This window comes from Prauserella isguenensis (genome assembly GCF_014191605.1).
GTDB classification, from domain to species: Bacteria; Actinomycetota; Actinomycetes; order Mycobacteriales; family Pseudonocardiaceae; genus Prauserella; species Prauserella isguenensis.
Window position 1 is genome coordinate 366,028 of the sequence record NZ_JACHWU010000003.1, and the last position, 24,993, is coordinate 391,020.

Sequence of the window (24,993 nt, forward strand, 5' to 3'; positions counted from 1 at the left end):
CTCCACCCTGCCACACGCCACGCCGCGGAGGTGTCGTGCCAGGCTAATGGCGTAGCGGGGACACCGGACACCACCGGCATCGCCCGGCCGTAGGATCCCACGGTGTGACACGGACGGACGAAAATCTCGCCGGAGCGCTGCTCGACCGGCGGTACCGCGTGGACGGGCTACTCGCCCGCGGCGGCATGTCGTCGGTCTACCGGGGGCTCGACACCCGCCTCGACCGGCCCGTGGCCATCAAGATCATGGACTCGCGATTCGCCGACGACCGCAGCTTCGTCGAACGGTTCGAACGCGAGGCCCGATCGGCGGCGAAACTGCACCATCCGCACGTGGTCGCCGTCCACGACCAGGGATTCGACGGCACGCCGGGCAGCGAGCAGCGGCGCGCGTTCCTCGTCATGGAGCTCGTCGACGGCGGCACGCTGCGCGACCTGCTCGACGAACGCGGCGCCCTCACCCTGCCGCAGGTGCTGACGATCTCCGAGGACGTGCTGTCCGCACTCGGCGCCGCGCACGCCGCAGGGCTGGTGCACCGCGACGTCAAACCCGAGAACGTGCTCATCGGCCGCGGCGGCCAGGCGGGCAGCGGAGTGGTGAAGGTCGGCGACTTCGGCCTGGTCCGCGCGGTCTCCGCCACGGCCAACACGACGGGCAGCGTCATCCTCGGCACCGTCGCGTACCTGTCTCCGGAGCAGGTCACCAACGGCTCGGCGGGCGAGCGCGGCGACGTCTACTCGGTGGGCATCCTGCTCTACGAGATGCTCACCGGCCACGTGCCCTACACCGCGGACACGCCGATCTCCGTGGCCTACCGCCACGTCAACGACGACGTCCCCGCGCCGAGTGCGTCCCGCAGCGACCTGCCACCCGCGCTCGACGAGCTCGTTCTGCGTGCGACCCGCAGGGACGCCGAGGCCCGGCCCGCCGACGCGACGGCGTTCCTGGAACAGCTCCGCGAGGTCCGCGGTCAGCTGGGCATCCAGCGCACCGCGGTGCCGATTCCGGCGCAGCGGCAGCCCCAGCATCCGTCGTCGCCTTCCGAACACGCCGCGCCCGAATCGGACGCCGAGCGCACCGTCCCCGCGATGCAGGCCGTGACCGCGCCCACGGCGGGCGGGCCGACCGGGACCCAGGCCCTACCCCGGTCCGCGGCGGGCGCGGCCCCGGCGGCCGCCGACCCTTCCGAGGAGGAGCAACCCGCGAAGCCGCGGCGGAGCGGCGGGTGGCTCGCACTCTGGCTCGTGGCCGCGCTGCTGCTGGTGGCCGGCGTCGGAGCAGGAGGCTGGTGGCTGCTGTCGGGCCGCTACGTCGACGTGCCCGACATCTCCGGCATGGACCGGCAGCAGGCCGCGCAGGCTCTGCGCGACGCCGAGCTGACGCCGACGTTCGAGCAGGAGCGGCACAACACGGTGCCGAGCGGCACCAGCATCCGCACCGACCCGCCGGCGGGCGCGCGGGCCCTGCAGGGCGACCAGGTGAACGTGATGATCTCGCTCGGCAAGCCGGTGGTGCCGGACATCCAGCAGGGCATCTCGGTGGAACAGGCGCAGCAGGCGATCAAACAGGCCCAGCTGACGCCGACCCGGGACGAGAACACCGACCAGTACAGCACCGACGTGCAGCAGGGCGCGGTCATCTCGGTGTCGCCGCAACCCGGAACCCAGGTCAACATCGGCACGAACGTCGCCGTCGTCGTCTCGAAAGGCCCGGAACCACTGCCCGTTCCCGCGGTCGCCGGCATGCCCCGCGACCAGGCGTTCACGACGCTGCAGGAGGCCGGTTTCCAGCCGTACGACGCCGGTGAGGAGTTCTCCGCCGACGTGGCGGGCGGCCACGTCGTGCGCACCGAACCCGGGAACGGCGAGACGGTCGACCAGGGCAGCCGCATCGGCGTGTACGTGTCCAACGCGGTCGATGTGCCGGACGTGCAGGGCAGGCCGCTGCCGGATGCGCGGCAACTGCTGTCCGACGCGGGCCTGAAGGTGGCGGGCGGCTCCGGTGGCGACGACGACGGTGGCGGCTTCGGCGGCGACAGGTTCGTGTTCGTCGTCGGCCAGAATCCCGACCCGGGAACGCGCGTGAAGCGGGGTTCCGAGGTGGCCCTCTCGACGCTGCCGTGACCTGGATAGTGTGACGTCGCACCCACACCCCTCAAGCCGCGCGGTGGGATGCGCCGACAACGTCGACGGGGACCACGACCAGCTCTGCCGGACGTTTCCGGGTCGGCAACACGACGACCACGTCGGCGTCACGCGCGGCTGGTGCACTGATACCCAGCCGCATGCACACCATCTTCCGGGAGACTCCTATGGCACCGGAACGGCTCAGCGCACTCGACATGGCCTTCCTCTGTCTGGAGGGCGACGCGACACCGATGCACATGGGCGCGGTCGCGACGTTCCGCCCCAAACGGGACTGGGATGCCGACCACGTCGCGGGGCTGCTCGCCGAACGGGCCGCCCGCATGCCCCGGCTCCGGCGCCGGGTTCGTACCGGCCTGCTTCCGTTCAGCGGCGCCCATTGGGAGGACGACCCGGCGTTCGATCCGGCACGTCACGTAGCCGTCAGCAGCCTGTACGACCGGTACGCGCCCGATCCGCTCGCGACCTTCGCCGAGCACTGGATCGCCGAACCGCTCGACCTCGACCGTCCGCTGTGGAGCGTCCAGCTGGTGACCGGCCTGCCGGACGGGGATTTCGCGCTGCTGGTGAAGTTCCACCACGCGCTCGCCGACGGCATGGGCGCGGTCGAACTCGCACTCGCCCTGCTCGACGACATCACGCTGCCGTGGCAGCGCAGGCCCGTCGACGACGAGCCCGCGCAGAAACCGCGGTCCCCGCTCGGCGCGGCGACGGAATCGGCGACGGCATTGCTCGGTCAGGCCGCCGAGTCGGCGAGCATCGCCGGGTCGATCGTGACGTCGGCGCGTCCTTATCCGCTGTCGCCGACGGCGACGGTCAACTCGCCGAGCCGCCGCATCGGACTCGTCCGGCTGCCCGCGGGCGATGTCCGCGCCGTCCGCAGCGTGCACGGCGGCACCACCCACGACGTCGTGCTCGCGGTGCTCGCGGGCGCGCTGCGGGAGTGGATGATCAACCGGGGGCAGCGCGCGGACGCACGGTCGTTGCGCGCGCTCGTGCCGGTGAGCCTCCGCGGGCGCGACGGCGGGGATGCGGGCAACAGCCTGTCCGGCTATCTGTGCGACCTGCCTGTCGAGGTGGACGATCCGGTGGAGCGGCTGCGGCTGGTGCGCGAGGCGATGGCGCGCAACAAGGAGGCCGGTCCGACCCGCGGCGCAGGAGCGCTGCCGGTGCTGGCGAACAGGCTGCCCGCTGGACTGCACCGGCTGGCCACGAAGGCGGCGGGGCAGGCGGCACCGCTGCTGTTCGACACCGTCGTGACGACCGTGCCGGTGCCGAGCATTCCGTTGTCGCTGGCGGGGGCTCGGCTTCGGGAGGTGTATCCGTTCGTGCCGTTGGCGCCGCACCAGTCGGTGGGGATCGCGGTGGCGACGTATCGCGACGGCGTGCATGTCGGCCTGCAGGCGAACGGGCACGCCGTCAGCGACGTGGGTTCGCTGGCCGACGCCGTGAGCAAGTCGATGGCGCTGTTGCAGCTGGAGTCGTGACCCGGTCCCGGGCCGGGTGCGTTGCCCCGGCCCGGGACGGTCGTCAGGAGCGCAGCATCTCCGCGACGAGGAACGCCAGCTCGAGCGACTGCTGCGTGTTGAGTCGCGGGTCGCAGGCGGTCTCGTAGCGGCCGGACAGGTCGAGGTCGGAGATGTCCTGCGCGCCGCCGAGGCATTCGGTGACGTCCTCGCCGGTCAGCTCGATGTGCACGCCGCCGGGGTAGCTGCCGAGCCGGTTGTGGACCTCGAAGAAGCCCTGCACCTCGTCGACGACCCGGTCGAAGTGCCGGGTCTTGTAGCCGTTGGACGTCTCGTGCGTGTTGCCGTGCATCGGGTCGCACTGCCAGATGACCTTGTGACCGGAGCTTTCGACCTTCTCCACGATCGCGGGCAGCACCTCGCGGACCTTGCCGTTGCCCATGCGGGAGATCAGTGTGAGCCGGCCGGGCTCGTTGCGCGGGTCGAGCCGTTCGACGTACTCGACGGCCTGTTCCGGCGTGGTGGTCGGGCCGATCTTGAGGCCGATCGGGTTGGCGAGCATCTCGGCGAACGCGATGTGCGCACCGTCGAGCTGGCGGGTCCGTTCGCCGATCCACAGGAAGTGCGACGAGAGGTTGTACAGCTTGGCGTCGGGCGAGGACGGCTCGTCGAGGCGGAGCATGGCGCGCTCGTAGTCGAGCAGCAGCGCCTCGTGGCTGGCGAAGATCTCGGTGCTGTGCAGCGAGCTGTCCTGCACGCCGCACGCCGACATGAACCGCAGGCCGCGGTCGATCTCGCCGGCCAGGGCCTCGTAGCGTTCACCGGCGGGCGAGGTGCGGACGAAGTCCTTGTTCCAGTCGTGCACCTGGGCCAAGTCGGCCATGCCCGCACCGGTGAGCGCGCGGACGAGGTTCATCGCGGCGCCGGCGTTGGCGTAGGCGCGGATCATGCGGCCGGGGTCGGGCACGCGCAGCTCGGGCTCGGGCGCCAGCGAGTTGACGATGTCGCCGCGGTAGACGGGCAGCCCGAGCGCGTCCGTCGACTTGGACCGCGGCTTGGCGTACTGCCCTGCGATCCGGCCGACCTTCACCACCGGCAGGCTGGCGCCGTAGGTGAGCACGACGGCCATCTGCAGCAGCGTGCGCAGGTTGGCGCGGATGTGCGGTTCGGTGTTGGACTCGAACGTCTCGGCGCAGTCCCCGCCCTGCAGCAGGAAGGCCTCGCCGCGAGCCACCATGGCGAGCCGCTCGCGGAGCCGGTCGACCTCGGCGGGCATGGTGATCGGCGGCACGCTCTCGAGCAGCGACCGCACGCCCTTGACGTTGTCGGCGTCGGGCCATTCCGGCTGCTGCGCGGCGGGCCGGGCGAGCGCGTCGTCGAGCTGCTCACGCAACGGGGCGGGCAGCGGCGGGAGCGAGGGCAATGCGTCGAGGGGGACGTCCACAGTCCAGTTCACGCCCCTCAGCATACGAATGTCACATGCCGGGACGGCCCCGCCCCGTGTCGGTGGGTTTCGAGGGTCGCGAGTTCTCTCCGCAGACCGAGATCATTAAGGTGTCGGGCTGTTACATACCGTGATTGGGGAGGATCATGGCAGAGCCGGACTTCAAGGTCGACTTGGGCGGACTCGACGCGCTGAACAAGAACCTCGACCGCACCGCCGAGAACGTCGACAAGGCCACGAAGCGCCTTGCCAACCTCGGCCCGGACACGATCGGGCCCGACGTTCTGGACGAGGCGTGCGCCGACTTCCGCGACGACTGGGAAGAAGGCTTGGAGAAGTTGAGAGAGGCGATTGGGGACATCCGGGACGGTGTCGACAAGGCCAAGAACAGCTACGCCGAGGCCGAGAATCAGCTCAAGGAAAGTCTGAAGAAGATGGAAGGCGACCTCGCAGCCGCAGAGGTGGGTCAGCAATGAGCGAGAAGTACCCTTCGCTGGGCTTCGACCCCGCCCGCGGCAATGTTGCGACGGTCCGTGACCTCGCCACACAGATGTCGGACACCGCGACCTACGCGGGCGAGGCCCACGAAGTCATCAAGTCCGTGCAGGACAAGGAAGATGCGTGGAAGGGGCCGGCGTCACAGGCGTTTGCCGGCAAGCTCGGTGACCTGCCGGAATACCTCGACAACGCCCATTCGTCGCTGAAGAAGGCCGGTAGCGCTCGATACGTGGGCCGATCAGCTCGAACAGCACCAGAAGAAGGCCTCACACCTGGAGAAGGCCGCCTCAGAGGCGATCAAAGAGGCGAAGCAGGCCGACGCCGCGGCGACCGAGGCCAACGCCGCCGCCAACACACCGGTGATGCACGACGGCAGTCCTGGGTCGGCCCAGACAGCCCAGAATCAGCTGAACGAAAAGGCGGAAGCTGCGTCGACGGCGAACCGCGCGGCGGGTGCGGCGTGGGACAAGGTCGACAACATCCGACGACAGGCCCAACAGCTGATGGAGACGTGGCACCAAAACGGCGCCGCGTGTGCTGAGCAACTGAACCGGGCAGCTGAACTCGCTCCGGACAAGGGCTTCTTCGAGTCGATCGGCGATGCGCTGATCGGCGCAGGCGACTGGGTGATGGACCACCTGGAACAGATCGGCGATGTCGCCGGAATGATTTCCGCTGTCGCCGGCGCGCTGGCGTTCATACCGGTTCTGACACCCGTAATGGCGCCTATCGCCATCGTCTCAGGCGGGGCCGCTCTCGCCGCCCATGCCGGGGACATCGTCGCCAACGGCAAAGCTGGCAGCCTCAACGCGTGGATCAGCGTCGGTGGAGATGCACTCGGCCTCATCCCTGGTGTCGGCGCCATCAGTAGAGGCGTTGACGCCGCGACGACCTCGCTGCGGACCGTCGACGGCCTGATGCCCGCCGCCGCATCCGGCTTCAGCGATTTCGCCGCCGAAGCCGCCCGGACAGGCGGAGACGCAGCATCCGCGTTCAAGTGGTTGGGCCAGAATGCCGCCGATACGTTCGGCGGCAGTGCCGATGTGCTTGCGAAAAGCATGCAAGGCGGCGTCAACGTCGCACTCCAAGGCCCCACGGCTGCCGATTGGGTTGTTGGCAACGGCACAACCGGCGATGTCAAGAACGCAGCAGGTGCAGCCTCCGCTGGGCTCAACTCCGTACAGGGCGTGGGCAGCTACGGAGAGGCCGTCCATGGCGGGTTCGACATCGGCCGGTCCCTGCGTGGTTTCGCCGCCGCAGTCGGTTAAGGGGCCGAACTGATGACTGAGTCGAACCCAGCTGCTACGTTCCCCCTCACCTTCTCGCTGCCAGACGAGTTCCGCGAGATCGATCTCCATTCCGATCCGGCCACCCGCGCGGACGCGCTTTACGTGCGGATGAAGCAGTACGCTCCGGGCCTGCCGACGGGCCGGCAGCTCCATCTCATAGCGGCGCAGGAGGCCTTGGTGGAGCGCATGGTCGCTGAAGGCGTTCTTTACGCGGCTGCACTCATCACCCGGTCTGCTGGTGATCCTTTAATGCTGTCGACAGCACAGTTCACTGTGACCGTGAGAGATGCTCCGATCAGGCAGCGAGATCCCCTACCTCAGTTACTGTCGGCGATCGACAAGCGCCCGAACACCGAGGCTCGATACGTCGACCTGGAAGTCGGACGATGCATCGCCGTGATCGAAGAAGCTACGTTCCGACTCGGCCTCGATCTCATGGGAGCGCCGAATCCGAACGATCACCGCGTACGCCAGTTACAAGTCATCTACCCGATGGTCGACCGCGGACAGGTGGCCATGTTCGGCCTCAGCACCGAGTCAATCGACGACTGGGACGACTACGTGAACATGATGGCCGAGATCTGCAAAACGATCAGAGCGTCCGAATCTGGTGAATCCGGCAAAATCTCAGCAGTGTTGGGGTGATGAATGAGTACCGGACTATTGATCTTCTATGGGATTCTGGGGCTGCTCGGCCTGCTGGTCGTCGTCGGCATTGGGTTGTCCGTTGTGCAACAGCTACGGATCCCGATCGAGAATCGCAAGCGGCAAGTCCTCGACGAGCTCCGGAAGAACGAGACCGGCGCCGGGACCACGTACATCTCGCGCGGCCACCGCATCGGCGTGCGCGACGACGCGGTCCGGGAACTCGCCGACGCGCACGGCTACCGGTGGACCGGATATCGCGGGCGCAGACTCACCTTCCAGCGGAAGCTTCACGGGGCCGCGCCGCACGCCACACCTGTGTCGACCACCGGCACTTCGCAGCAATCGGCCACGCCGACACATTCCGCATTTCTCGCACAGCTCGCCACACTCACACCGGACAGTAGCGGCACCGCCCGGGTCGACCTCGGCGACTTCGAGCCTTCGAGCCACAAGGAACTCGTCCAGCTCGCCGAGACACACGGCTGGGCGTACGTGCGCCCCGACAGACGTGACGGCAGGACCGGATTCCTTGCTGCACGGACGGGTTCGGAGACGGTCACCATCAACGATCACTACTTCGTCAAAGGCCCCGGCGTCGAGGAGCTGCGCCGCCACCCGGCCGCCCACGATGCGGCTGTAGAAGCCGAGCGGCGCTTCGGCGTCAATCCCCTGTCCCGGTCGGCGTACAACGCCGCAGCAGCCCGATACAAGAAGGACAGCCAACGCGCGAACCGGTGGGCGGCGTTGTTCACTGTCCCGTTCCTCGCGCTGGTCGTGGTCGTTCCCACCACGGCGTCTGCGCTGGGCGATTCGGGAACGGACGCCACGACAATCCTCGCGATCTGGACAGTACTCGCCGTCCTCGTCGTCGTCGGTGTCCTCGGCCTGACGCGCGCGCACCGCGGCCGCAAGGCCAATCTCGCCCCGTACGAGGACGCCTACGACACCGTCGCCCGCGCCGTCGCCGGTGGTGGACGCGACCTCGAAGACCGCGCAGCCACCACCGACGACGGGCTGTGAGCCCGGTGTCGGGCGCTTCGGTTACGCCGCCGACGCCTTCTCGTAGAGCGTCTTCGCCTCGTCACCGAAGTAGGGACCGAACATCACGTTCGGCAGGAACGTGTAGCCGAAGCTGTTCACCGACTCCTGCACGCCCGTGCCCGTCTCGGGGTCGAAGGAGCTGAACCACGGACCACCACTGGAACCGCCGGTCATGTCGCAGTTCATGCCGTGGTCGTCGGTCAGCAGCGGATCGGTGAACGTGCCGCCGTTGCAGTAGGTCAGCGTGCTGCCGTCGTACGGCTCGGCCGCCGGGTACCCGAACGAGTACATTTCCTGGCCGCGCTCACCGTTGAAGGCGATCTGCTGCGTGCCGACCGTGTCGGCCACGGTCCTGCCGCCCTTCTCCTCGACCACGGCCATGCCGACGTCGTGGTTCATGTCCTCGTCGGCTTCCCACTGCGGCGTGGTCATCGTCTGCTCGGCGGCCCACTCCCCGTGCGGCGCCGCACCGTTGTCGTAGCCGGGGACGAACACCCAGTCGGTGTGCCACGTGCCCTGGTACTTCACGCAGTGGCCCGCGGTGACGACCACGCTGCCGTTACCGCTCTCCACGACGTTGCCGCTGCACGACGCGTCCTGCCCGTCCATCTTGAAGAACACTCGGCCGGCCGTCTTCGTGACCGCGCCTCCGCCGGTCCACTCGTCGCCCGTGGACGTGGCGCCGGGAAGCAGGCCCGGCAACGAGCCGAGAACCTCACTGACGAGTCCCGTGGACACCGAGAGCACCTTGTCCAGCGGCATGGCCGACCGCATCCGCTGCGGAGTCCAGTCCGCGGCATCGGCGTCCATCCGATTCACCGCGACGTCACCGGACGCATCCGGTGTCTGCGGTGCGGCGGCTGCCGGTATCACCGCCGCCGATGTCACCATCGCCGCTCCCGCCACCACGGCGGCGACTCTTCGCACTCCTTGCGCCCAACGCAACCGCACGATCACGCCTCCTCGTCGGAGATTCACAGAACCCCGCAAGAGTGACGTGGGCAACAACCGTTTTGTACCGCCGAGTAACCCAGGTGCTCGGCGGCCGTCCGGGCTCCCCTGGGCGTCTGTTCGGAGTAACCCCCACCGTGCAGGCGGACGAATCGGTGTCAGCCGCCGCTCTGGGGCAGCTCGCTCGACAGGGTCTCGAGACAGCCCCTGGTTGCACGTCGTCAGCACGTGCGACCCAGCGGACCGCCTGGTCCGGGACCTCCGGTTCGAGCGGACCCTCGGCGACCGCGGCGCCACTGGGCCGGTCGATCGCGAGACCGTGCTCGCCCACCGGCGCCGCACCGGTGGCACGTCCGCCGAAGATCTGGTCGAGATCAAGTTCGACGGGCAACCACGAACCTTCCGTCGCTGGGGCACCGGCCATCGCTGGTACGCCGCCCGGGAACCGGATCGTCACCCCGCGATCGTCATCGCCGCCCGCCACATCGACCCTGACGAGGTGGCACTGGTCCCGGTGCACGACATCGAGCCGTACCTGGCAGGTCGACGCGACCGGATCCGCGCGCATCGACAACCCGGATGACCCCGTCCCGCGTCGAATGCGCCACCCGGCCTACCCGCCGCCATCCGGCCCCGTGCGTCGAGTTCGTCCCACCCGGAACAGCGCCGCGACCACGCACCGCGGCTCCGGTATGTCCACATCGGACGTCTACATCAGACGACCGCCAACGGGAGCGCCGTGGGATGCACCGGGGACGGCAGCTCCGAATCGCCCATCAGGTAAGCGTCCACCGACGCGGCCACCGACCGCCCCTCGGCGATCGCCCACACCACCAACGACGCGCCGCGGTGGGCATCACCGCACACGAACACACCCGGCGCATCGGTCTGCCAGTCCGCGCCGCACGACACAGTGCCGCGCCCGTTCAACGACAGCCCCAGGTCGTCGATCAGCCGCATATGCTCGACACCCTCGAAACCGATCGCCAGCAACACCAGGTCGGCAGGCAGCTCCTGCACCTCGTCGCTGGTCGGCACGACCTCGCGGCGTCCCGTCTCCGGGTCCTTCTCCACGCGCACCGTGTGCAGCTCGGCCGCCCGCACCCTGCCGTCCTCGTCACCGACGAACCGCTTCACCGCGACGGCGAACAGCCGCTCCCCCGCTTCCTCCTGCACCGGGTAGGTGCGCAGGATGTACGGCCACGTCGGCCACGGCGACCGCTCGTCGTCCCTCGTGTGCGGCGGCTCCGGATACTGGTCGAGCTGCGTCACCGACAGCGCGCCCTGACGGATCGCCGTGCCGTAACAGTCCGCGCCCGTGTCACCGCCACCGATGATCAGCACGTGCTTGCCCTCGGCCGTGATCTCCGACGGGCCGTCACCCTCACACGACCGGTTCGCCGGAACCAGGTGTTCCATCGCGAGGTGCACGCCGTCCAGCTCACGCCCCGGCGTCCCCGTGTCGTCCCGGCCCCGCAGCGCGCCGACGGCCAGCACCACCGCGTCGTAGCGCTCCCCCAGTTCCTCGACGGTGATGTCCACCCCGACCTCGCAGCCGGTGACGAACGTCGTGCCCTCGCCGTGCAGCTGCGACAGCCGACGATCCAGGACCTTCTTCTCCATCTTGAACTCGGGAATGCCGTACCGCAGCAGCCCACCCAGCCGGTCGTCACGCTCGAACACCGTCACCTCGTGTCCCGCACGCGTCAGCTGCTGCGCCGCCGCCAAACCCGCGGGCCCCGACCCGACGACCGCGACATGCCTACCCGTCGCCACCTCCGGGGTGATCTCCTCGACATAACCGGATTCCCACGCCTGCGCGGAAATCGTCTCCTCGACCCGCTTGATCGCCACCGGACCGCCCGACAACGGCGAGATCGACAGCGTGCACCCCGCCTCACACGGCGCCGGACACAACTTCCCCGTGAACTCCGGGAAATTGTTCGTCGCGTGCAGCCGCTCACTCGCGGCGAACCACTCGCCGCGGCTCACCAGGTCGTTCCACTCCGGGATCAGGTTCCCCAACGGGCACCCCGACCGCTCGTTGTGACAGAACGGAATCCCGCAGTCCATGCAGCGGCTCGCCTGCGTACGCACCGCCTCGTTGCGCGCCTCCTGGCCCTGGTCCGCGTAGACCTCCCGCCAGTCCTGCATGCGCTCGGTCTTCGGGCGCTTCGGCGGCTCGGAGCGCTCGTGCTTCATGAAACCCGTCGGATCAGCCACGGGCCGCCTCCAGTGTCTTGCGGGACCGCACCCGGTCGGTGGCCGTGGCGGCTGCTCCGCAAGCTCCGCGATTGTCAGCCACGGGCCGCCTCCATGATCGCCTCGTTCACATCGCGACCCTCGGCGCGCGCCGCCTCGGTCGCCTCCAGCACCCGCTTGTAGTCGCGCGGCATCACCTTGGTGAACGCCGCCGACCGTCGCGGCCAGTCGCCGAGCAGCGACGTCGCCACCGCCGACCCCGTCAGCTCCGCGTGCCGGGCGACGACATCGTGCAACCACTCCAAGTCGTCGGCACTCGGCTCCTCGAGCTCGACCATGCCCGGGTTGACCTTGCTGCGGTCCAACTCCAGCACGTAGGCCTCGCCGCCGGACATGCCCGCGGCCAGGTTCCGGCCCGACGCGCCCAGCACCACGGCCCGGCCGCCCGTCATGTACTCGAAGGCGTGATCACCGACGCCCTCGGCCACGATCAGCGCTCCCGAGTTGCGGACACCGAACCGTTCGCCGACCTGACCGCTGAGGAAGACCTCGCCGCCCGTGGCGCCGTAGGCGATCGTGTTGCCCGCGATCACCTGACCCTCGGCGGAGAACGCCACGTCCGCGTGCGGCCGCACGACGATCCGCCCGCCCGACAGGCCCTTGCCGACGTAGTCGTTCGCATCGCCGGTCAATTCCAGCGTCACACCCGGCGGCAGGAACGCGCCGAACGACTGGCCCGCCGACCCCGTCAGCGCCACGCGGATCGTGTCGTCCGGCAGGCCCGCACTGCCGTAGCGGCGCGTGATCTCCGCGCCGAGCAGCGTGCCGACCGTACGGTTGACGTTGCGCACCGGCAGCTCGAGCCGCAACGGATGCGCGTCCTCGAGCGCCGCCTCGGCCAGCTGGATCAACGTGTGGTCCAGCGCGTGCTCCAAGCCGTGGTCCTGCTCGCGCAGCTTGCGCCGCGCGCCGCCGTACGGCGTCTCCTCCGGCATCGCGAAGATCGGCGCCAGATCGAGCCCGTCGGCCTTCCAGTGCTCGATCGCCTCCTCGGCGCCGAGCGCGTCGACGCGGCCGATCGCCTCGTCGAGCGACCGGAACCCGAGCTCGGCGAGCAGTTCACGCACCTCCTGGGCCACGAACCGGAAGTAGTTCACCACGTGCTCGGCCTGCCCGGTGTAGCGCTTGCGCAGGTCCGGGTTCTGCGTGGCGACACCGACCGGACAGGTGTCCAGATGGCAGACGCGCATCATGATGCAGCCCGCGACGATCAGCGGCGCCGTGGCGAAGCCGTACTCCTCGGCACCGAGCAGCGCGGCGACGACCACGTCCCTGCCGGTCTTCATCGCGCCGTCCACCTGCACGGTGATGCGATCGCGCAGACCGTTGAGCATCAACGTCTGCTGCGTCTCGGCCAGGCCGATCTCCCACGGCGTGCCCGCGTGCTTGAGCGAGTTCAGCGGCGAGGCACCGGTGCCGCCGTCGTGGCCCGAGATCAGCACGACGTCGGCGTGCGCCTTCGACACACCCGCGACGACCGTGCCGACACCGAGCGAACTGACCAACTTGACGTGTACCCGGGCCCGGTCGTTGGCGTTCTTCAGGTCGTGAATCAGCTGTGCCAGATCCTCGATCGAGTAGATGTCGTGGTGCGGCGGCGGGGAGATGAGCCCGACACCCGGCGTCGAATGCCGCGTACGGCCGATCCACGGGTACACCTTGTTCGGCGGCAGCTGGCCGCCCTCGCCGGGCTTGGCCCCCTGCGCCATCTTGATCTGAATGTCGTCGGCGCCCACGAGGTACTCGCTCGTCACACCGAACCGTCCACTCGCGACCTGCTTGATCGCGCTGCGCCGCTCCGGGTCGTACAGCCGTTCGGCGTCCTCGCCGCCCTCGCCCGTGTTCGACCGGCCGCCGATCCGGTTCATCGCGATCGCGAGGGTCTCGTGCGCCTCGGCCGAGATCGACCCGTACGACATGGCGCCGGTGTTGAACCGCTTGCAGATCGACTCGACGGACTCGACCTCGTCGATCGGCACCGGCGTGCGGCCCTCCGTGCGGAACCGGAACATGCCCCGTACGGCGCCGCCTGCACGGTTGAGCTCGTCGACGTTCGCCGTGTAGGCGCGGTACGCCTCCTCCCTGCGCGTCTTGCTGGCGTGCTGCAACAGGAACACGGTCTCCGGCGTGAACAGGTGAAGCTCGCCGTCGCGCCGGTAGGCGTACTCGCCACCGGACTCCAGACCGCGGTGCGCCCGCTCGGTCGGGTTGTCCGGGTACGCCCGCCGGTGCCGGATCGCGACCTCCTCGGCCATCACGTCCAGGCCGACGCCGCCGAGCTTCGACGATGTTCCGGTGAAGTACTCGTCCAGCAAGTCCTGCGACAGGCCCAGCGCCTCGAACACCTGCGCGGCGGTGTAGGCGCCGACCGTCGAGATGCCCATCTTCGACATGATCTTCAGGACGCCCTTGACCAGCGCGGTCACGTAGTTGCGCACGGCCTTCGCCGGCTCGATCCCCGTGATCGCGCCCTGGGCGATCATGTCCTCGATCGTCTCGAACGCCAGATACGGGTTCACCGCCGCCGCGCCGTAGCCGAGCAGCAGCGCGATGTGGTGCACCTCGCGGGCGTCGCCGGACTCGACGACCAATGCGACCTTCAGCCGCTCCTTCGTACGCACCAGGTGGTGGTGCACCGCCGACACCAGCAGCAGCGACGGGATCGGCGCCATGCGGTGGTCCGAATCGCGGTCGGAGAGCACGAGCGTGCGCGCACCGGCGACGATCGCCTCCGACGCCTCCCTGCGCACCCGCTCGATCGCCTCGGCCAGCGCCGGACCGCCGCCCTCGACGTCGTACAGGCCCGACAGCACCGCACAGGCGAAGCCGGGAAGGTCGCCGTCGTTGTCGACGTGGATGAGCTTGGCCAGCTCGTCGTTGTCGATCACCGGCTGCGGCAGTTCGATGTGCCGGCACGAGGCCGGACCGGGATCCAGAAGGTTCCGCTCCGGGCCCATGATCCGGCTCATCGAGGTGACCATCTCCTCGCGGATCGCATCCAGCGGCGGGTTGGTCACCTGCGCGAAGCTCTGCTTGAAGTAGTCGTAGAGCAGCCGCGAGCGCTGCGACGTCATCGCGGTCGGGGTGTCGGTGCCCATCGACCCCAGCGGCTCGGCGCCGCCCGACGCCATCGGGCCGAGCAGGATCTTCAGCTCCTCCTCGGTGTAACCGAAGGACAACTGCCTGCGCAGCACCGACTCGTGCGTCTGCGTGATGTGATCGCGGTCCGGTAGTTCCGCCAGCGACAACAGGCCCGCGTGCAACCACTCGGCGTAGGGCGCCCCGCCCGCGAGGCCGTCCTTGATCTCCACGTCGCTGACGATCCGCCCCGCGGCGGTGTCCACCAGGAACATGCGGCCGGGCTTGAGCCTGCCCTTGGCGACGACGTCGGCGGGCTCGATGTCGAGCACGCCCGACTCGCTGGCGAGCACAACCCGGTCGTCTGCGGTACGCCACCAGCGCCCGGGTCGGAGACCGTTGCGGTCGAGCACGCCACCGACGACGGTGCCGTCGGTGAACGTGACGCACGCCGGTCCGTCCCACGGCTCCATCAGGCTCGCGTGGAAGCGGTAGAAGGCGCGGCGCTGCTCGTCCATCGCGGCGTGGTTCTCCCACGCCTCCGGCACCATCATCAGCACCGCGTGCGGCAGACTGCGCCCGCCCAGGTGCAACAGTTCCAACACCTCGTCGAACGAGGCCGAGTCGGATGCGTCCTCCGTGCACACCGGGTACAGCCGCGAGAGGTCGCCGGGGATGAGGTCGCTCTCCAGCAGCGCCTCACGGGCGCGCATGCGGTTGCGGTTGCCGCGCACCGTGTTGATCTCGCCGTTGTGTGCGACGAACCGGAACGGGTGCGCCAGCGGCCACGACGGGAACGTGTTCGTCGAGAACCGCGAGTGCACCAGGGCGATCGCGCTGACCGTCCGCTCGTCCCGCAGTTCGGGGAAGAACAACGGCAGCTGCGCGGGCGTGAGCATGCCCTTGTAGACGAACGTGCGCGCCGACAGCGACGGGAAGTACACCCCGCACCCGGCGTCGACAGTCTCGTGTTCGACCCGCTTGCGCAGGCAGAACGCCAACCGGTCGAGGTCGATGCCCGACGGGAGTTCGCCGTCGGCGTCCGGCTCGCCGGTGACGTGCAGGTAGGCGAAGTGCGGCATGACCGAGCGCGCGGTCGGACCGACGTCGGCGGCGTCGACGTCGGTCGGCACGTCCCGCCAGCCCGCGATGCGGAGTCCTTCCTCGGCCGCGATGCGCTCGACGATCGCGACGGCCTCACGCCGCAGGTCTGCGTCGGCAGGCAGGAAGGCCATGCCCGCGGCGTAGTGGTGGGCACCGAAGGCGTCCGGATCGGGCAGGTCGAAATCGGCCTCCGCGCGCAACAGCTCGTCGGGCAGTTGCACCAGGATTCCGGCCCCGTCGCCGCTGGTCGGTTCGGCCCCCGCAGCACCGCGGTGGTCGAGGTTCGTCAACGCGGTCAGGCCGTCGCTGACGATGCTGTGGGAGCGGACGCCACGGATGTGGGACACCATGGCGACCCCGCAGGAATCCTGTTCCGTCGCAGGGTCGTACAGGCCCTGCTGTGACGGAATCGCGGAGAAGATCAACTCAGACCTCCTGCGTCGTCTTCGTGCTCGGTTTCTCGGGGCACGGGACGACGATGGCCCGCTTGTTATCGCGACTTTAACACCCGGGAAACGTCCCGGCGCCGGATCAGCGGCCGTTTTTCCGCTCGAACCGTAACGATCCGACGACCCCGGACGACTCAGTTTCTGATGAGCCGGTGGGTCGCGGCAAGAGCTCGCCGACGAGCATTCTTCACCCCGAGTGTACGTCGTACGAATCCGACATCCACAGGGAACGCGGACGCGGGGCTGGTAACGTCGTCTCGACGCGGGCGGTAGCGAAGTCCGGTGCGAATCCGGCGCTGTGCCGCAACTGTGATGCCGACCGAAGCGGGATGAGCTGGTGTTCTCCCGTTCCGGTGGGACGAGTCAGGTCGCCTTCGCCCGTGTCGACGCCTTGCCCACCTCCGGCGCAGAGGTGCGGCGTCAGGGACGGCCCTCAACCGCCGCCTCGGGCGCTCGAGGACTCCCCGCGGGTTCCGCACCGGCGCGGGCCGCCGCCCCACGCGGCCGCCGCACGCCTCCGCCGGCCGACCTGAACACCCGAGGCCCCCGATGGCTCACCAGCCGACTCCCCGATCCGGCGCGCGCCTGCGCGGACCCGCAGCGCCGCCCAGACCGGAACCCCGTGCCCACGACGCGCACGCCACCGGACAGTCCGGGCACCGCAGGCTCGTCCGGCTACTGGCACTGCTACCCCTGCTCGGTGTGCTCGCCCTCGCGGGCTGCGCCCAGCGGGCCGACGACAGCGGCGGCGGTGAGGCGGGCACCGGCTTCCCGGTGACGGTCGAACCCGCGGGCGCTCCCGCCGTCACCCTGGACGAACAGCCGCAGCGCATCGTCTCCCTCATCCCGTCGGTCACCGAGACGCTGTACGAGGTCGGTGCGGGAGAGCAGGTCGTCGCCGTCGACGAGATGTCGACCCATCCGTCGGAGGCGCCGCGCACCGAGATGTCCGGCATCGACCCGGACCCGCAGCAGATCGCGAGCCACGATCCCGATCTGGTGGTCGTCGGCTCCGACGCCGAGGGCAAGCTCGCCTCCGCACTGAAGAAGACCGGCGTCCCCACGCTGGTGCTGCCCGCCCCGAAGACGCTGCAGGACGCCTACGCGCAGTTCGCGCTCGTCGGCAAGGCCACCGGGCACGCGGACGAGGGAAGGCGGCTCGCCCGCGAGACCGAACAGGCGATCACCGACCTCGCCGACTCCGCCCCGGACAAGGACCTGAGCTATTACCACGAGGTCGACCCGACCTACTACACGATCACGTCGGCGACGTTCCTCGGCGAGGTGTACGACCTGTTCGGCCTGCGCAACATCGCCGACCAGGGCGATCCGAACGCGATGGGCGGCTACCCGCAGCTGTCGGCGGAGAAGATCGTCGAGGCGGACCCGGACCTCGTGTTCCTCGCCGACACGAAGTGCTGCGGGCAGAACGCCGACACGGTGGCGAAGCGGCCGGGCTGGAACACGATGACCGCCGTCGAGAAGGGTCGGGTGTACCCGCTGGACGACGACATCGCCTCCCGCTGGAGCCCGCGGCTGGTCGAGTTCGTGCGCGTCGTGGCCGACGCGGTCACGGAGGCCTGATGCTGCGCACCCGTTCCCGGCGCGCCACCGCGTCCGCGCATCGGGCCACCGCGGCCGAACATCCGGCTCGAGCGCGGGCCCACACCACGCGGCTGACACCGCTCGCGGTGGTCGTCGCGGTGGTGGTGCTCGTGGGCGTGGCGCTGCTCGGGCTCCTGATCGGGCCCGGTGAGCTCGCCGGTGGCCGGGTGCTGGCGGAGATCCTGGCCCAGCTCACGGGTGGCGTGTCGCCGCTGTCGGAGTCCGAGGCCGCGGTCGTGTGGCAGCTGCGAATGCCGCGGGTGCTGCTGGCGGCGCTGGTCGGGGCGGCGCTCGCGGGCGCGGGCGCCGCGTTCCAGGGCGTGTTCCGGAACCCGCTGGCCGATCCGTACCTGCTGGGTGCGGGAGCGGGTGCGGGCATGGCGGCCACCGCGGTCGTGGTGTTCGCGCCCGCCGTGACGGCGTGGTCGCTCGGCCCCGTGGGCCCGCTGCCACTCGCGGCGTTCGCGGGCGCACTGCTGGGCGTGGGCCTGAGCTGGGCGCTCGGCCGGTCGACGGGCGGCGCCGGCACGGCAGGCCTGCTGCTGGCCGGTGTCGCCGTGACGGCGTTCCTCACCGCGATCCAGACGTTCGTCCAGCAGCTCAACACCGACACGCTGAAACAGGTCTACACGTGGACACTCGGCGGGCTGAACATCACCGGCTGGACCGACGTGTGGCTCGTCCTGCCGTACGTGGCGCTGGCCGCGCTCGTCCTCGTGGCGGCGGCGCGGCTGCTGGATCTGCTCACGCTCGGTGACGCCGAGGCGGCCTCGCTGGGGGTGCGGCCGGGGCGCATTCGCCTCGTCGTGCTGGCGGCGGCCTCCCTCGCCACGGCCGCGGCCGTGTCGGTGAGCGGGCTCATCGGGTTCGTCGGGATCGTCGTGCCGCACCTGGTGCGGCTCCTCGCGGGCGCGAGTTACCGCGTGATCGTGCCGCTCTCGCTCCTCGGCGGCGCCGCGTTCGTGATCGCCGCGGACCTGGTCGCCCGGACGATCATGCCGGGCGAACTGCCGCTCGGCGTGGTCACCGCGTTCGCCGGTGCGCCGTTCTTCGCGCTGGTGCTGCGCACGAATCGGGAGCGGCTGTCGTGACCGGCGCCGCGACCACGACCGCGTTGTCGTTGCACGAGGTCAGCGCGGGATACGGCGCCGAGCCCGTCGTGCGGCACGTGTCGATGGAGGCCCGCCGCGGCCGGTGGCTGGCCATCGTCGGGCCGAACGGTGCGGGCAAGTCCACCGTGCTCAAGGCCATCGCGGGCCTCGTCCCGCGGCAGGGCACGGTGATGCTCGACGGCACGGCCACCGACACACTGTCGCGCAAGGAGCTGGCCCGCCGCGTCGGTTACGCGCCGCAGAACCCGGCGTTGCCGGAACGGCTCACCGTCACCGACTACGTCCTGCTCGGCCGGGCGCCCCATCTCGGCACGCTGGCTCGGGAATCGGCGTCCGACCTGTCCATTGTGGAGGATGCGCTCGTACGGCTCGACCTGGCCGGACTGGCCGGGCGGCGGCTGGGCACCCTGTCCGGTGGCGAGGCGCAACGGGCGGTGCTGGCGCGCGTGCTGGTGCAGCGCACACCGCTGCTGCTGCTCGACGAGCCGACGACCGGACTGGACATCGGCCACGCGCAGACGCTGCTCGAACGCCTCGACGAACTGCGCAGGGAGGACGAGACGACGGTCGTGACGACGCTGCACGACCTCACGGTCGCCGCGCAGTACGCCGACGAACTGGTTCTCATCGATCGCGGCGGTGTCGTCGCGGCGGGTCCGCCGTCACGGGTGCTCACCACCGAGCGACTGCGTGAGCACTACGCCGCCGACGTCGAGGTGCTCACCACGGCCGACGGCCATCCCGTCGTCGTACCCGTGCGCACCGCGGGCGCGGGCTGATCAGACCAGCCAGGCGACGGCACCGCCGACGGCCACCAGCGCGGCGAGGCCGAACGCGACGGCCAGGACGCGCGAACCGCCTCGCCACGTGCTGTACACGCCGCCGAGGAGGAAACCGGCCACGCCGAGCAACAGCACGCCGACCCACTGCTGATCCACTTACAGCACACCCTTCGTGGACGGCACGCCCCCGGCGCGCGGGTCGTTCTCCGTGGCGGCGCGCAGGGCCCGGGCCACGGCCTTGTACTGGGCCTCCGCGATGTGGTGCGGGTCCCTGCCGTGGATCACGCGGACGTGCAGCGCGAGCTGCGCGTGGAACGACAGCGACTCGAACACGTGGCGGGTCAGCACGAACGGGTAGTTGCCGCCGATCGTGAAGGTGTTGAACTCCTCCGGCTCGCCGGTGTGCACGCAGTACGGCCGGCCGGAGACGTCGATCGCCGCGTGCGCGAGCGTCTCGTCCATCGGGATCCAGCAGTCGCCGAAGCGGCGGATGCCCTTCTTGTCGCCGAGCGCCTGGCGGATCGCCTGCCCCAGCACGATCGCGGTGTCCTCGACGGTGTGGTGCGCGTCGATGTGCACGTCACCGGTCGCGGCGACCGTCAGGTCGAGCGAGCCGTGCGCGCCGAAGGAAGTCAGCATGTGGTCGTAGAACGGCACACCTGTCGACACGTCGACCTGTCCCGTACCGTCGAGATCCACTTCGACCCGGATCGACGACTCCTTCGTCGTCCGTTCGACCTTGCCCGTCCGGCTCACCGGCCGACCTCCTTGCTCGCCTCCAGGAAGGCGTCGTTCTCGTCCGGGGTGCCGATGGTCACCCGCAGGTGCCCGTCGATCCCGATGTCACGGATCAGTACACCCTTGCCCACATAGGACTTCCAGGTGGCCGACGGGTCGGCGAACCGTCCGAACAGGATGAAGTTGGCGTCGCTCGACACGGGCTCGAAACCCAGTCCTCGCAACGCATCCGCCACGCGGTCCCGTTCGGACGCGAGCGTGGCCACCGAAGCGAGTGTTGCGTCCGCGTGCCGCAGCGCGGCGCGTGCGGCAGCCTGCGTGAGCAGCGAGAGGTGGTACGGCAACCGCACCAGCTGCAGCGCGTCCACCACCGCGGGCGAGGCCGCCAGGTAGCCGAGCCGCCCACCCGCGAACGCGAACGCCTTGCTCATCGTGCGCGAGACGATCAGCTTCGACGGGTACCGCGGCAGCAGTTCCAACGCGCTCGGCTGCGAGGAGAACTCCGCGTAGGCCTCGTCGACCACGACGATGCCAGGGGCGGCCTGCAGCACGGCGTCCAGTTCGGCCAGCGGGATCGAACCACCGGTTGGGTTGTTCGGACTCGTCACGAACACGACGTCCGGCTTGCGGTCGCCGACGATCCGCGCGGCCTCGGCGGCGTCCAGCGAGAAGTCCCCGCGGCGCGGCGCGGGCACCCAGTCGGTGCGCGTGCCCGCCGAGATGATCGGGTGCATCGAGTACGACGGCTCGAACCCGAGCGCGGTGCGGCCGGGACCGCCGAACGCCTGCAGGATCTGCTGGAGCACCTCGTTGGACCCGTTGGCGGCCCACACGTGCCTGCTGGTGACCTCGATCCCGACCGACGACGTCAAGTACGCCGCCAGGTCCTCGCGCAGCGCCACGGCGTCCCGGTCCGGATAGCGGTGCAGCTGAGCCGCGACCTCACGCACCGCCTCGGTCACGTCGTCGACGAGCTCGGGCGGCGGAGGGTACGGGTTCTCGTTGGTGTTGAGCCGCACCGGCACGTCCAGCTGGGGCGCGCCGTACGGACTCTTGCCGCGCAGGTCCTCCCGCAGCGGCAGATCGTCGAGCGTCACGTCGTCGGACTGCTGCGAATCCCGAGCCGTCACCGGGCGTCTCCCTCGAATCGTGCCTGCACCGCCTCGCCGTGCGCGGGCAGGTCCTCGGCGTCGGCCAGCGCGACGACCTTGCCCGCCACCTCGCGTAGCGCGGCCTCGCTGTAGTCGATCACGTGGATGCCTCGCAAGAACGTCTGCACCGACAGGCCCGAGGAGTGCCGCGCGAAACCGCCGGTGGGCAGCACGTGGTTCGACCCGGCGCAGTAGTCGCCGAGCGACACCGGCGCGTACGGGCCGACGAACACCGCGCCGGCGTTGCGCACCCGCGCGGCGTCCTCGCGCGCGTTCGCCGTCTGGATCTCGAGGTGCTCGGCCGCGTAGGCGTCGACCACCTTGAGCCCGTCATCCACAGTGGACACCAACACGGTTCCGGACTGCGGGCCCCGCAACGCCGTGTCGACGCGCTCGGTGTGCTTCGTCTTCGCGACCCGGCGTTCCAGCTCGGCATCGACCGCGTCGGCGAGCTGCGCCGACGTCGTCACCAGCACGCTGGCGGCAAGCGTGTCGTGCTCGGCCTGACTGATCAGGTCCGCCGCGACGTGACCCGCGTCGGCCGTCTCGTCGGCGAGGATCGCGATCTCCGTCGGACCGGCCTCCGAGTCGATGCCGACGATGCCGCGCAGCATGCGCTTGGCCGCCGTGAGATAGACGTTGCCGGGCCCGGTCACCATGTCGACCGGGTCGAGCTCGGAGCCGTCCGTGTCGACCGCACCGTGGGCCAGCACGGCGACGGCCTGGGCGCCGCCGACCGCCCACACCTCGTCGACACCGAGCAGCGCCGCGGCCGCCAGGGTCGTCGGGTGGGGCAGTCCACCGAACTCGGCCTGCGGCGGGGAGCACAGCACCAGCGAACCGACGCCCGCCTCCTGCGCGGGCACCACGTTCATCACGACGCTCGACGGGTAGGCCGCCAGCCCACCCGGCGCATACAGGCCGACACGGGAGACCGGCAGCCAGCGTTCGGTGACGGTGCCGCCGTCGGCGACCTGTGTCGTCACGTCGCCACGCCGCTGGTCGGCGTGCACCGCGCGGGCACGGACGATCGCCTCGTCCAGCGCCGCGCGGACCTGCGGGTCGAGCTCGGCCAGCGCCGTGTCGAGCGCGGCCTGCGGCACGCGCACCGTCGCGGGGCGCACCCCGTCGAACTTCTCCGTGTACTCGAGCACGGCCTCGACGCCCCGGTCACGGACCGCCTCGACCACCGGCCGCACCTGATGCAGTGCCGCGTCCACGTTCACCTCGGCGCGCGGCAACGTGGCGCGCAGCTCGGCAGGCCGGGGGACGCGACCTCGCAGGTCGGTGCGGTTCAACATGCCACCAGGGTACGAGGTGAGGACCGCCACCAGCGCACGGGCCGCCGCCCCACCGCGGCCGTGCACCGGGTCCCGCCCGCCCCGGCGACCCGGACATCGCACCGCGGCGAGGCACGCCTTCGAGCGACCACCGCGCCGCCACCCCCACGTACGCTGACCCGTGCACGCTCGGACCCGGACACGGAACGCGAAGGAGACCGGTTGATGGAGGCGGCGCTGCGAATCGCCCTGTGCCAGGTCACGTCGACGGCGGACCCGGCGGCGAACCTCGAACTCGTGCGCACGTGGACGGCCGGCGCCGCGGCGCGCGGGGCTCGCGTCGTGGTGTTCCCCGAGGCCACGATGGCGCACTTCGGCGTGAAGCTCGCACCGTTGGCCCAGCCGCTCGACGGGCCGTGGGCCTCGGAAGTGGCCGCGATCGCGCGGGAGCACGGCGTGCTCGTCGTGGCCGGCATGTTCACCCCTGACGGCGACCGGGTGCGCAACACCCTGCTGATCACCGGTCCGGGCGAGCATCGGGGCTACGACAAGATCCACCTGTACGACGCCTTCGGATTCCACGAGTCGACGACGGTCGCCGGCGGCGATCAGCTCGTCACCGTGGACGTCGACGGCGTGCGACTGGGTGTCGCGACCTGCTACGACGTGCGGTTCCCCACGCTGTTCCAGCAACTGGCGGAGGCCGGCACGCACGCGGTGGCCGTCCCCGCGTCCTGGGGTGCGGGCGAGGGCAAACGTGAGCAGTGGGACCTGCTCACGCGCGCCCGCGCGCTCGACTCGGGCAACTGGATCCTCGCGTGCGGACAGGCCGACCCGGCCGCGGCGGGTGTCGAGGTGAACCCCAAGGCCCCCACGGGCGTCGGGTACTCGACGGTCGCCGACCCGTTCGGCGCCGCACACGCGCGGGCGGGAGCGGCCCCGGAACTCGTCGTCGCCGACATCGACCCGGCCGCCGCCGAGGCCTCCCGGAAGGCGACCGGCGCGCTCGCCAACCGCAAACTCCGTTGACCGTGCCCGCCCCGTCGGCGGACGCCGTCAACGGGTCAGATCCATCCCGACATCGAGCGCCGGCGAGGAATGGGTGAGCGCACCGACGGCGAGATAGTCCACGCCGGACTCGGCGTAGGCGCGGGCGTTCTCCAGGCGCAGCCCGCCCGAGGATTCCAGTCGGGTCTTCGGGCTGCGCTCGTCGCGCAGTGCCACGGCCTCCCGGCACCGCTCCGGCGTGAAGTTGTCGAGCAGCACCTCGTCCGCGCCCGCGTCGAGCGCCTCGACTAGCTGGCCGATGTCGTCGACCTCGACCTCACACGGCAGGCCCGCGGCGCGTTCCCTCGCCAGCCTCAGCGCAGCCGTCACCGATCCCGCCGCGACGACGTGGTTGTCCTTGATGAGTACGGCGTCTCCGAGCCCCATGCGGTGGTTGACCCCGCCGCCGCACCGGACGGCGTACTTCTCCAGCAACCGCAACCCCGGCAACGTCTTGCGGGAGTCGCGGATCGCGCATCCCGTTCCCTCCACAGCGGACACCCACGCCGCGGTCGCCGTCGCGATGCCCGACAGATGGCACACCAGATTCAGCGCCGTCCGCTCCGCGGTGAGCAGGTCCCGCACCGCTGCCCGCACCACCAGCACCGGCTCGCCCGGCTCGGCGCGAGCGCCGTCGGCCAGCCGCGACTCGACGTCGTACCGGTCGCCGAGGACCTCGTCGAACACCGCCAGCGCCGCGGGCACGCCCGCCACGACGCCCGACGCCCGCGGCGTCAGCGCCGCCGTCGCGGTCACGTCGGCACCGACCGTCGCCGCCGTCGTCGCATCCGGCCCGTACCGCAGGTCCTCTGCCAGCGCCGTTGTCACGACCCGGCGCAGATCCTCGGCGTCCGGTCCGTTCCCACTCACCTCGGCCACGTCACCCTCACTCACGCCGCCCTCG

General features: G+C 70.3%; 20 protein-coding genes. 11 read left to right on the top strand and 9 right to left on the bottom strand.

Annotated features, from left to right (window positions below; all coding sequences use genetic code 11):
• Nucleotides 1-104: 104 nt before the first annotated feature.
• On the top strand, nucleotides 105-2,123 hold the full coding sequence (pknB, locus tag FHS23_RS14445; RefSeq protein WP_183654885.1) for a Stk1 family PASTA domain-containing Ser/Thr kinase: 2,019 nt from the start codon (nucleotides 105-107) through the stop codon (nucleotides 2,121-2,123).
• 188 nt (nucleotides 2,124-2,311) lie between these two features.
• Complete coding sequence (locus FHS23_RS14450) at nucleotides 2,312-3,631, top strand: wax ester/triacylglycerol synthase family O-acyltransferase (protein ID WP_183654888.1); 1,320 nt, start codon at nucleotides 2,312-2,314, stop codon at nucleotides 3,629-3,631.
• Nucleotides 3,632-3,674: 43 nt separating this feature from the next.
• Here the strand turns inward: FHS23_RS14450 and FHS23_RS14455 are convergent, their stop codons facing one another.
• Complete coding sequence (locus tag FHS23_RS14455) at nucleotides 3,675-5,078, bottom strand: class II 3-deoxy-7-phosphoheptulonate synthase (protein ID WP_183654891.1); 1,404 nt, start codon at nucleotides 5,076-5,078, stop codon at nucleotides 3,675-3,677.
• A 122-nt stretch (nucleotides 5,079-5,200) separates the two neighbouring features.
• Between FHS23_RS14455 and FHS23_RS14460 the strand changes: the two genes are divergently transcribed.
• The 4 genes from FHS23_RS14460 to FHS23_RS14475 all read left to right on the top strand — a co-directional run bounded on the left by FHS23_RS14460 (nucleotide 5,201) and on the right by FHS23_RS14475 (nucleotide 8,509).
• A complete protein-coding gene (locus FHS23_RS14460) occupies nucleotides 5,201-5,530 on the top strand; it encodes a hypothetical protein (protein WP_183654894.1) in 330 nt (109 codons plus the stop codon).
• A gap of 384 nt (nucleotides 5,531-5,914) precedes the next feature.
• Nucleotides 5,915-6,820, top strand: coding sequence for a hypothetical protein (locus tag FHS23_RS14465; protein WP_183654897.1), 906 nt, complete (start codon nucleotides 5,915-5,917; stop codon nucleotides 6,818-6,820).
• 12 nt (nucleotides 6,821-6,832) lie between these two features.
• Entirely contained in the window at nucleotides 6,833-7,486 is a 654-nt protein-coding gene (locus FHS23_RS14470; RefSeq protein WP_183654900.1) for a hypothetical protein, read from the top strand.
• Nucleotides 7,487-7,489: 3 nt separating this feature from the next.
• Complete coding sequence (locus tag FHS23_RS14475; RefSeq protein WP_183654902.1) at nucleotides 7,490-8,509, top strand: hypothetical protein; 1,020 nt, start codon at nucleotides 7,490-7,492, stop codon at nucleotides 8,507-8,509.
• A 21-nt stretch (nucleotides 8,510-8,530) separates the two neighbouring features.
• Here FHS23_RS14475 and FHS23_RS14480 read toward each other — a convergent pair whose 3' ends face one another.
• Nucleotides 8,531-9,421, bottom strand: a complete 891-nt coding sequence (locus FHS23_RS14480) for a trypsin-like serine peptidase (protein WP_183654905.1) — start codon at nucleotides 9,419-9,421, stop codon at nucleotides 8,531-8,533.
• A 271-nt stretch (nucleotides 9,422-9,692) separates the two neighbouring features.
• Here FHS23_RS14480 and FHS23_RS14485 point away from each other — a divergent pair, with 271 nt between their 5' ends.
• The gene (locus FHS23_RS14485) at nucleotides 9,693-10,064 is read left to right on the top strand and encodes a hypothetical protein (protein ID WP_183654908.1); all 372 of its coding nucleotides are present in this window, start codon (nucleotides 9,693-9,695) and stop codon (nucleotides 10,062-10,064) included.
• 131 nt (nucleotides 10,065-10,195) lie between these two features.
• On the opposite strand, the gene FHS23_RS14490 is transcribed toward FHS23_RS14485, so the two are convergent.
• On the bottom strand, nucleotides 10,196-11,704 hold the full coding sequence (locus tag FHS23_RS14490) for a glutamate synthase small subunit (protein ID WP_183654911.1): 1,509 nt from the start codon (nucleotides 11,702-11,704) through the stop codon (nucleotides 10,196-10,198).
• A 74-nt stretch (nucleotides 11,705-11,778) separates the two neighbouring features.
• Nucleotides 11,779-16,350, bottom strand: coding sequence for a glutamate synthase large subunit (gene gltB / locus FHS23_RS14495; protein WP_183654914.1), 4,572 nt, complete (start codon nucleotides 16,348-16,350; stop codon nucleotides 11,779-11,781).
• 573 nt (nucleotides 16,351-16,923) lie between these two features.
• On the opposite strand from gltB, the gene FHS23_RS14500 reads away from it, so the two are divergent.
• From FHS23_RS14500 to FHS23_RS14510, 3 genes are read left to right on the top strand one after another with little or no spacing between them, the layout of a single operon-like run.
• The gene (locus FHS23_RS14500) at nucleotides 16,924-17,958 is read left to right on the top strand and encodes an ABC transporter substrate-binding protein (RefSeq protein WP_183654917.1); all 1,035 of its coding nucleotides are present in this window, start codon (nucleotides 16,924-16,926) and stop codon (nucleotides 17,956-17,958) included.
• A complete protein-coding gene (locus tag FHS23_RS14505; RefSeq protein ID WP_183654919.1) occupies nucleotides 17,958-19,070 on the top strand; it encodes a FecCD family ABC transporter permease in 1,113 nt (370 codons plus the stop codon). Before FHS23_RS14500 ends, FHS23_RS14505 begins: the two co-directional genes overlap by 1 nt.
• The gene (locus FHS23_RS14510) at nucleotides 19,067-19,870 is read left to right on the top strand and encodes an ABC transporter ATP-binding protein (protein WP_425501120.1); all 804 of its coding nucleotides are present in this window, start codon (nucleotides 19,067-19,069) and stop codon (nucleotides 19,868-19,870) included. The genes FHS23_RS14505 and FHS23_RS14510 overlap by 4 nt, the downstream gene beginning before the upstream one ends.
• Here the strand turns inward: FHS23_RS14510 and FHS23_RS14515 are convergent, their stop codons facing one another.
• The 4 genes from FHS23_RS14515 to hisD are packed head-to-tail and all read right to left on the bottom strand — an operon-like array spanning nucleotide 19,871 to nucleotide 23,063.
• Nucleotides 19,871-20,029, bottom strand: a complete 159-nt coding sequence (locus FHS23_RS14515; protein WP_183654922.1) for a hypothetical protein — start codon at nucleotides 20,027-20,029, stop codon at nucleotides 19,871-19,873.
• On the bottom strand, nucleotides 20,030-20,629 hold the full coding sequence (hisB, locus tag FHS23_RS14520) for an imidazoleglycerol-phosphate dehydratase HisB (RefSeq protein ID WP_183654925.1): 600 nt from the start codon (nucleotides 20,627-20,629) through the stop codon (nucleotides 20,030-20,032).
• A complete protein-coding gene (locus tag FHS23_RS14525; protein ID WP_183654928.1) occupies nucleotides 20,626-21,741 on the bottom strand; it encodes a histidinol-phosphate transaminase in 1,116 nt (371 codons plus the stop codon). Before FHS23_RS14525 ends, hisB begins: the two co-directional genes overlap by 4 nt.
• The gene (gene hisD / locus FHS23_RS14530; RefSeq protein WP_183654931.1) at nucleotides 21,738-23,063 is read right to left on the bottom strand and encodes a histidinol dehydrogenase; all 1,326 of its coding nucleotides are present in this window, start codon (nucleotides 23,061-23,063) and stop codon (nucleotides 21,738-21,740) included. Before hisD ends, FHS23_RS14525 begins: the two co-directional genes overlap by 4 nt.
• A gap of 204 nt (nucleotides 23,064-23,267) precedes the next feature.
• On the opposite strand from hisD, the gene FHS23_RS14535 reads away from it, so the two are divergent.
• Entirely contained in the window at nucleotides 23,268-24,071 is an 804-nt protein-coding gene (locus FHS23_RS14535; protein WP_183654934.1) for a carbon-nitrogen hydrolase family protein, read from the top strand.
• Between the two features lie 27 nt (nucleotides 24,072-24,098).
• Here FHS23_RS14535 and nadC read toward each other — a convergent pair whose 3' ends face one another.
• Nucleotides 24,099-24,983, bottom strand: coding sequence for a carboxylating nicotinate-nucleotide diphosphorylase (nadC, locus tag FHS23_RS14540; protein WP_343053942.1), 885 nt, complete (start codon nucleotides 24,981-24,983; stop codon nucleotides 24,099-24,101).
• Between the last annotated feature and the right edge of the window lie 10 nt (nucleotides 24,984-24,993).

Excerpts from the sequence above, each read along its gene's own strand:
- FHS23_RS14450 (WP_183654888.1), top strand. The coding sequence starts at position 2,312 with ATGGCACCGGAACGGCTCAGCGCACTCGACATGGCCTTCCTCTGTCTG.
- FHS23_RS14455 (WP_183654891.1), bottom strand. The coding sequence starts at position 5,078 with ATGCTGAGGGGCGTGAACTGGACTGTGGACGTCCCCCTCGACGCATTG.
- FHS23_RS14460 (WP_183654894.1), top strand. The coding sequence starts at position 5,201 with ATGGCAGAGCCGGACTTCAAGGTCGACTTGGGCGGACTCGACGCGCTG.
- FHS23_RS14465 (WP_183654897.1), top strand. The coding sequence starts at position 5,915 with ATGCACGACGGCAGTCCTGGGTCGGCCCAGACAGCCCAGAATCAGCTG.
- FHS23_RS14470 (WP_183654900.1), top strand. The coding sequence starts at position 6,833 with ATGACTGAGTCGAACCCAGCTGCTACGTTCCCCCTCACCTTCTCGCTG.
- FHS23_RS14475 (WP_183654902.1), top strand. The coding sequence starts at position 7,490 with ATGAGTACCGGACTATTGATCTTCTATGGGATTCTGGGGCTGCTCGGC.
- FHS23_RS14480 (WP_183654905.1), bottom strand. The coding sequence starts at position 9,421 with ATGGTGACATCGGCGGCGGTGATACCGGCAGCCGCCGCACCGCAGACA.
- FHS23_RS14500 (WP_183654917.1), top strand. The coding sequence starts at position 16,924 with ATGGCTCACCAGCCGACTCCCCGATCCGGCGCGCGCCTGCGCGGACCC.
- FHS23_RS14505 (WP_183654919.1), top strand. The coding sequence starts at position 17,958 with ATGCTGCGCACCCGTTCCCGGCGCGCCACCGCGTCCGCGCATCGGGCC.
- hisD (WP_183654931.1), bottom strand. The coding sequence starts at position 23,063 with ATGTTGAACCGCACCGACCTGCGAGGTCGCGTCCCCCGGCCTGCCGAG.
- FHS23_RS14535 (WP_183654934.1), top strand. The coding sequence starts at position 23,268 with ATGGAGGCGGCGCTGCGAATCGCCCTGTGCCAGGTCACGTCGACGGCG.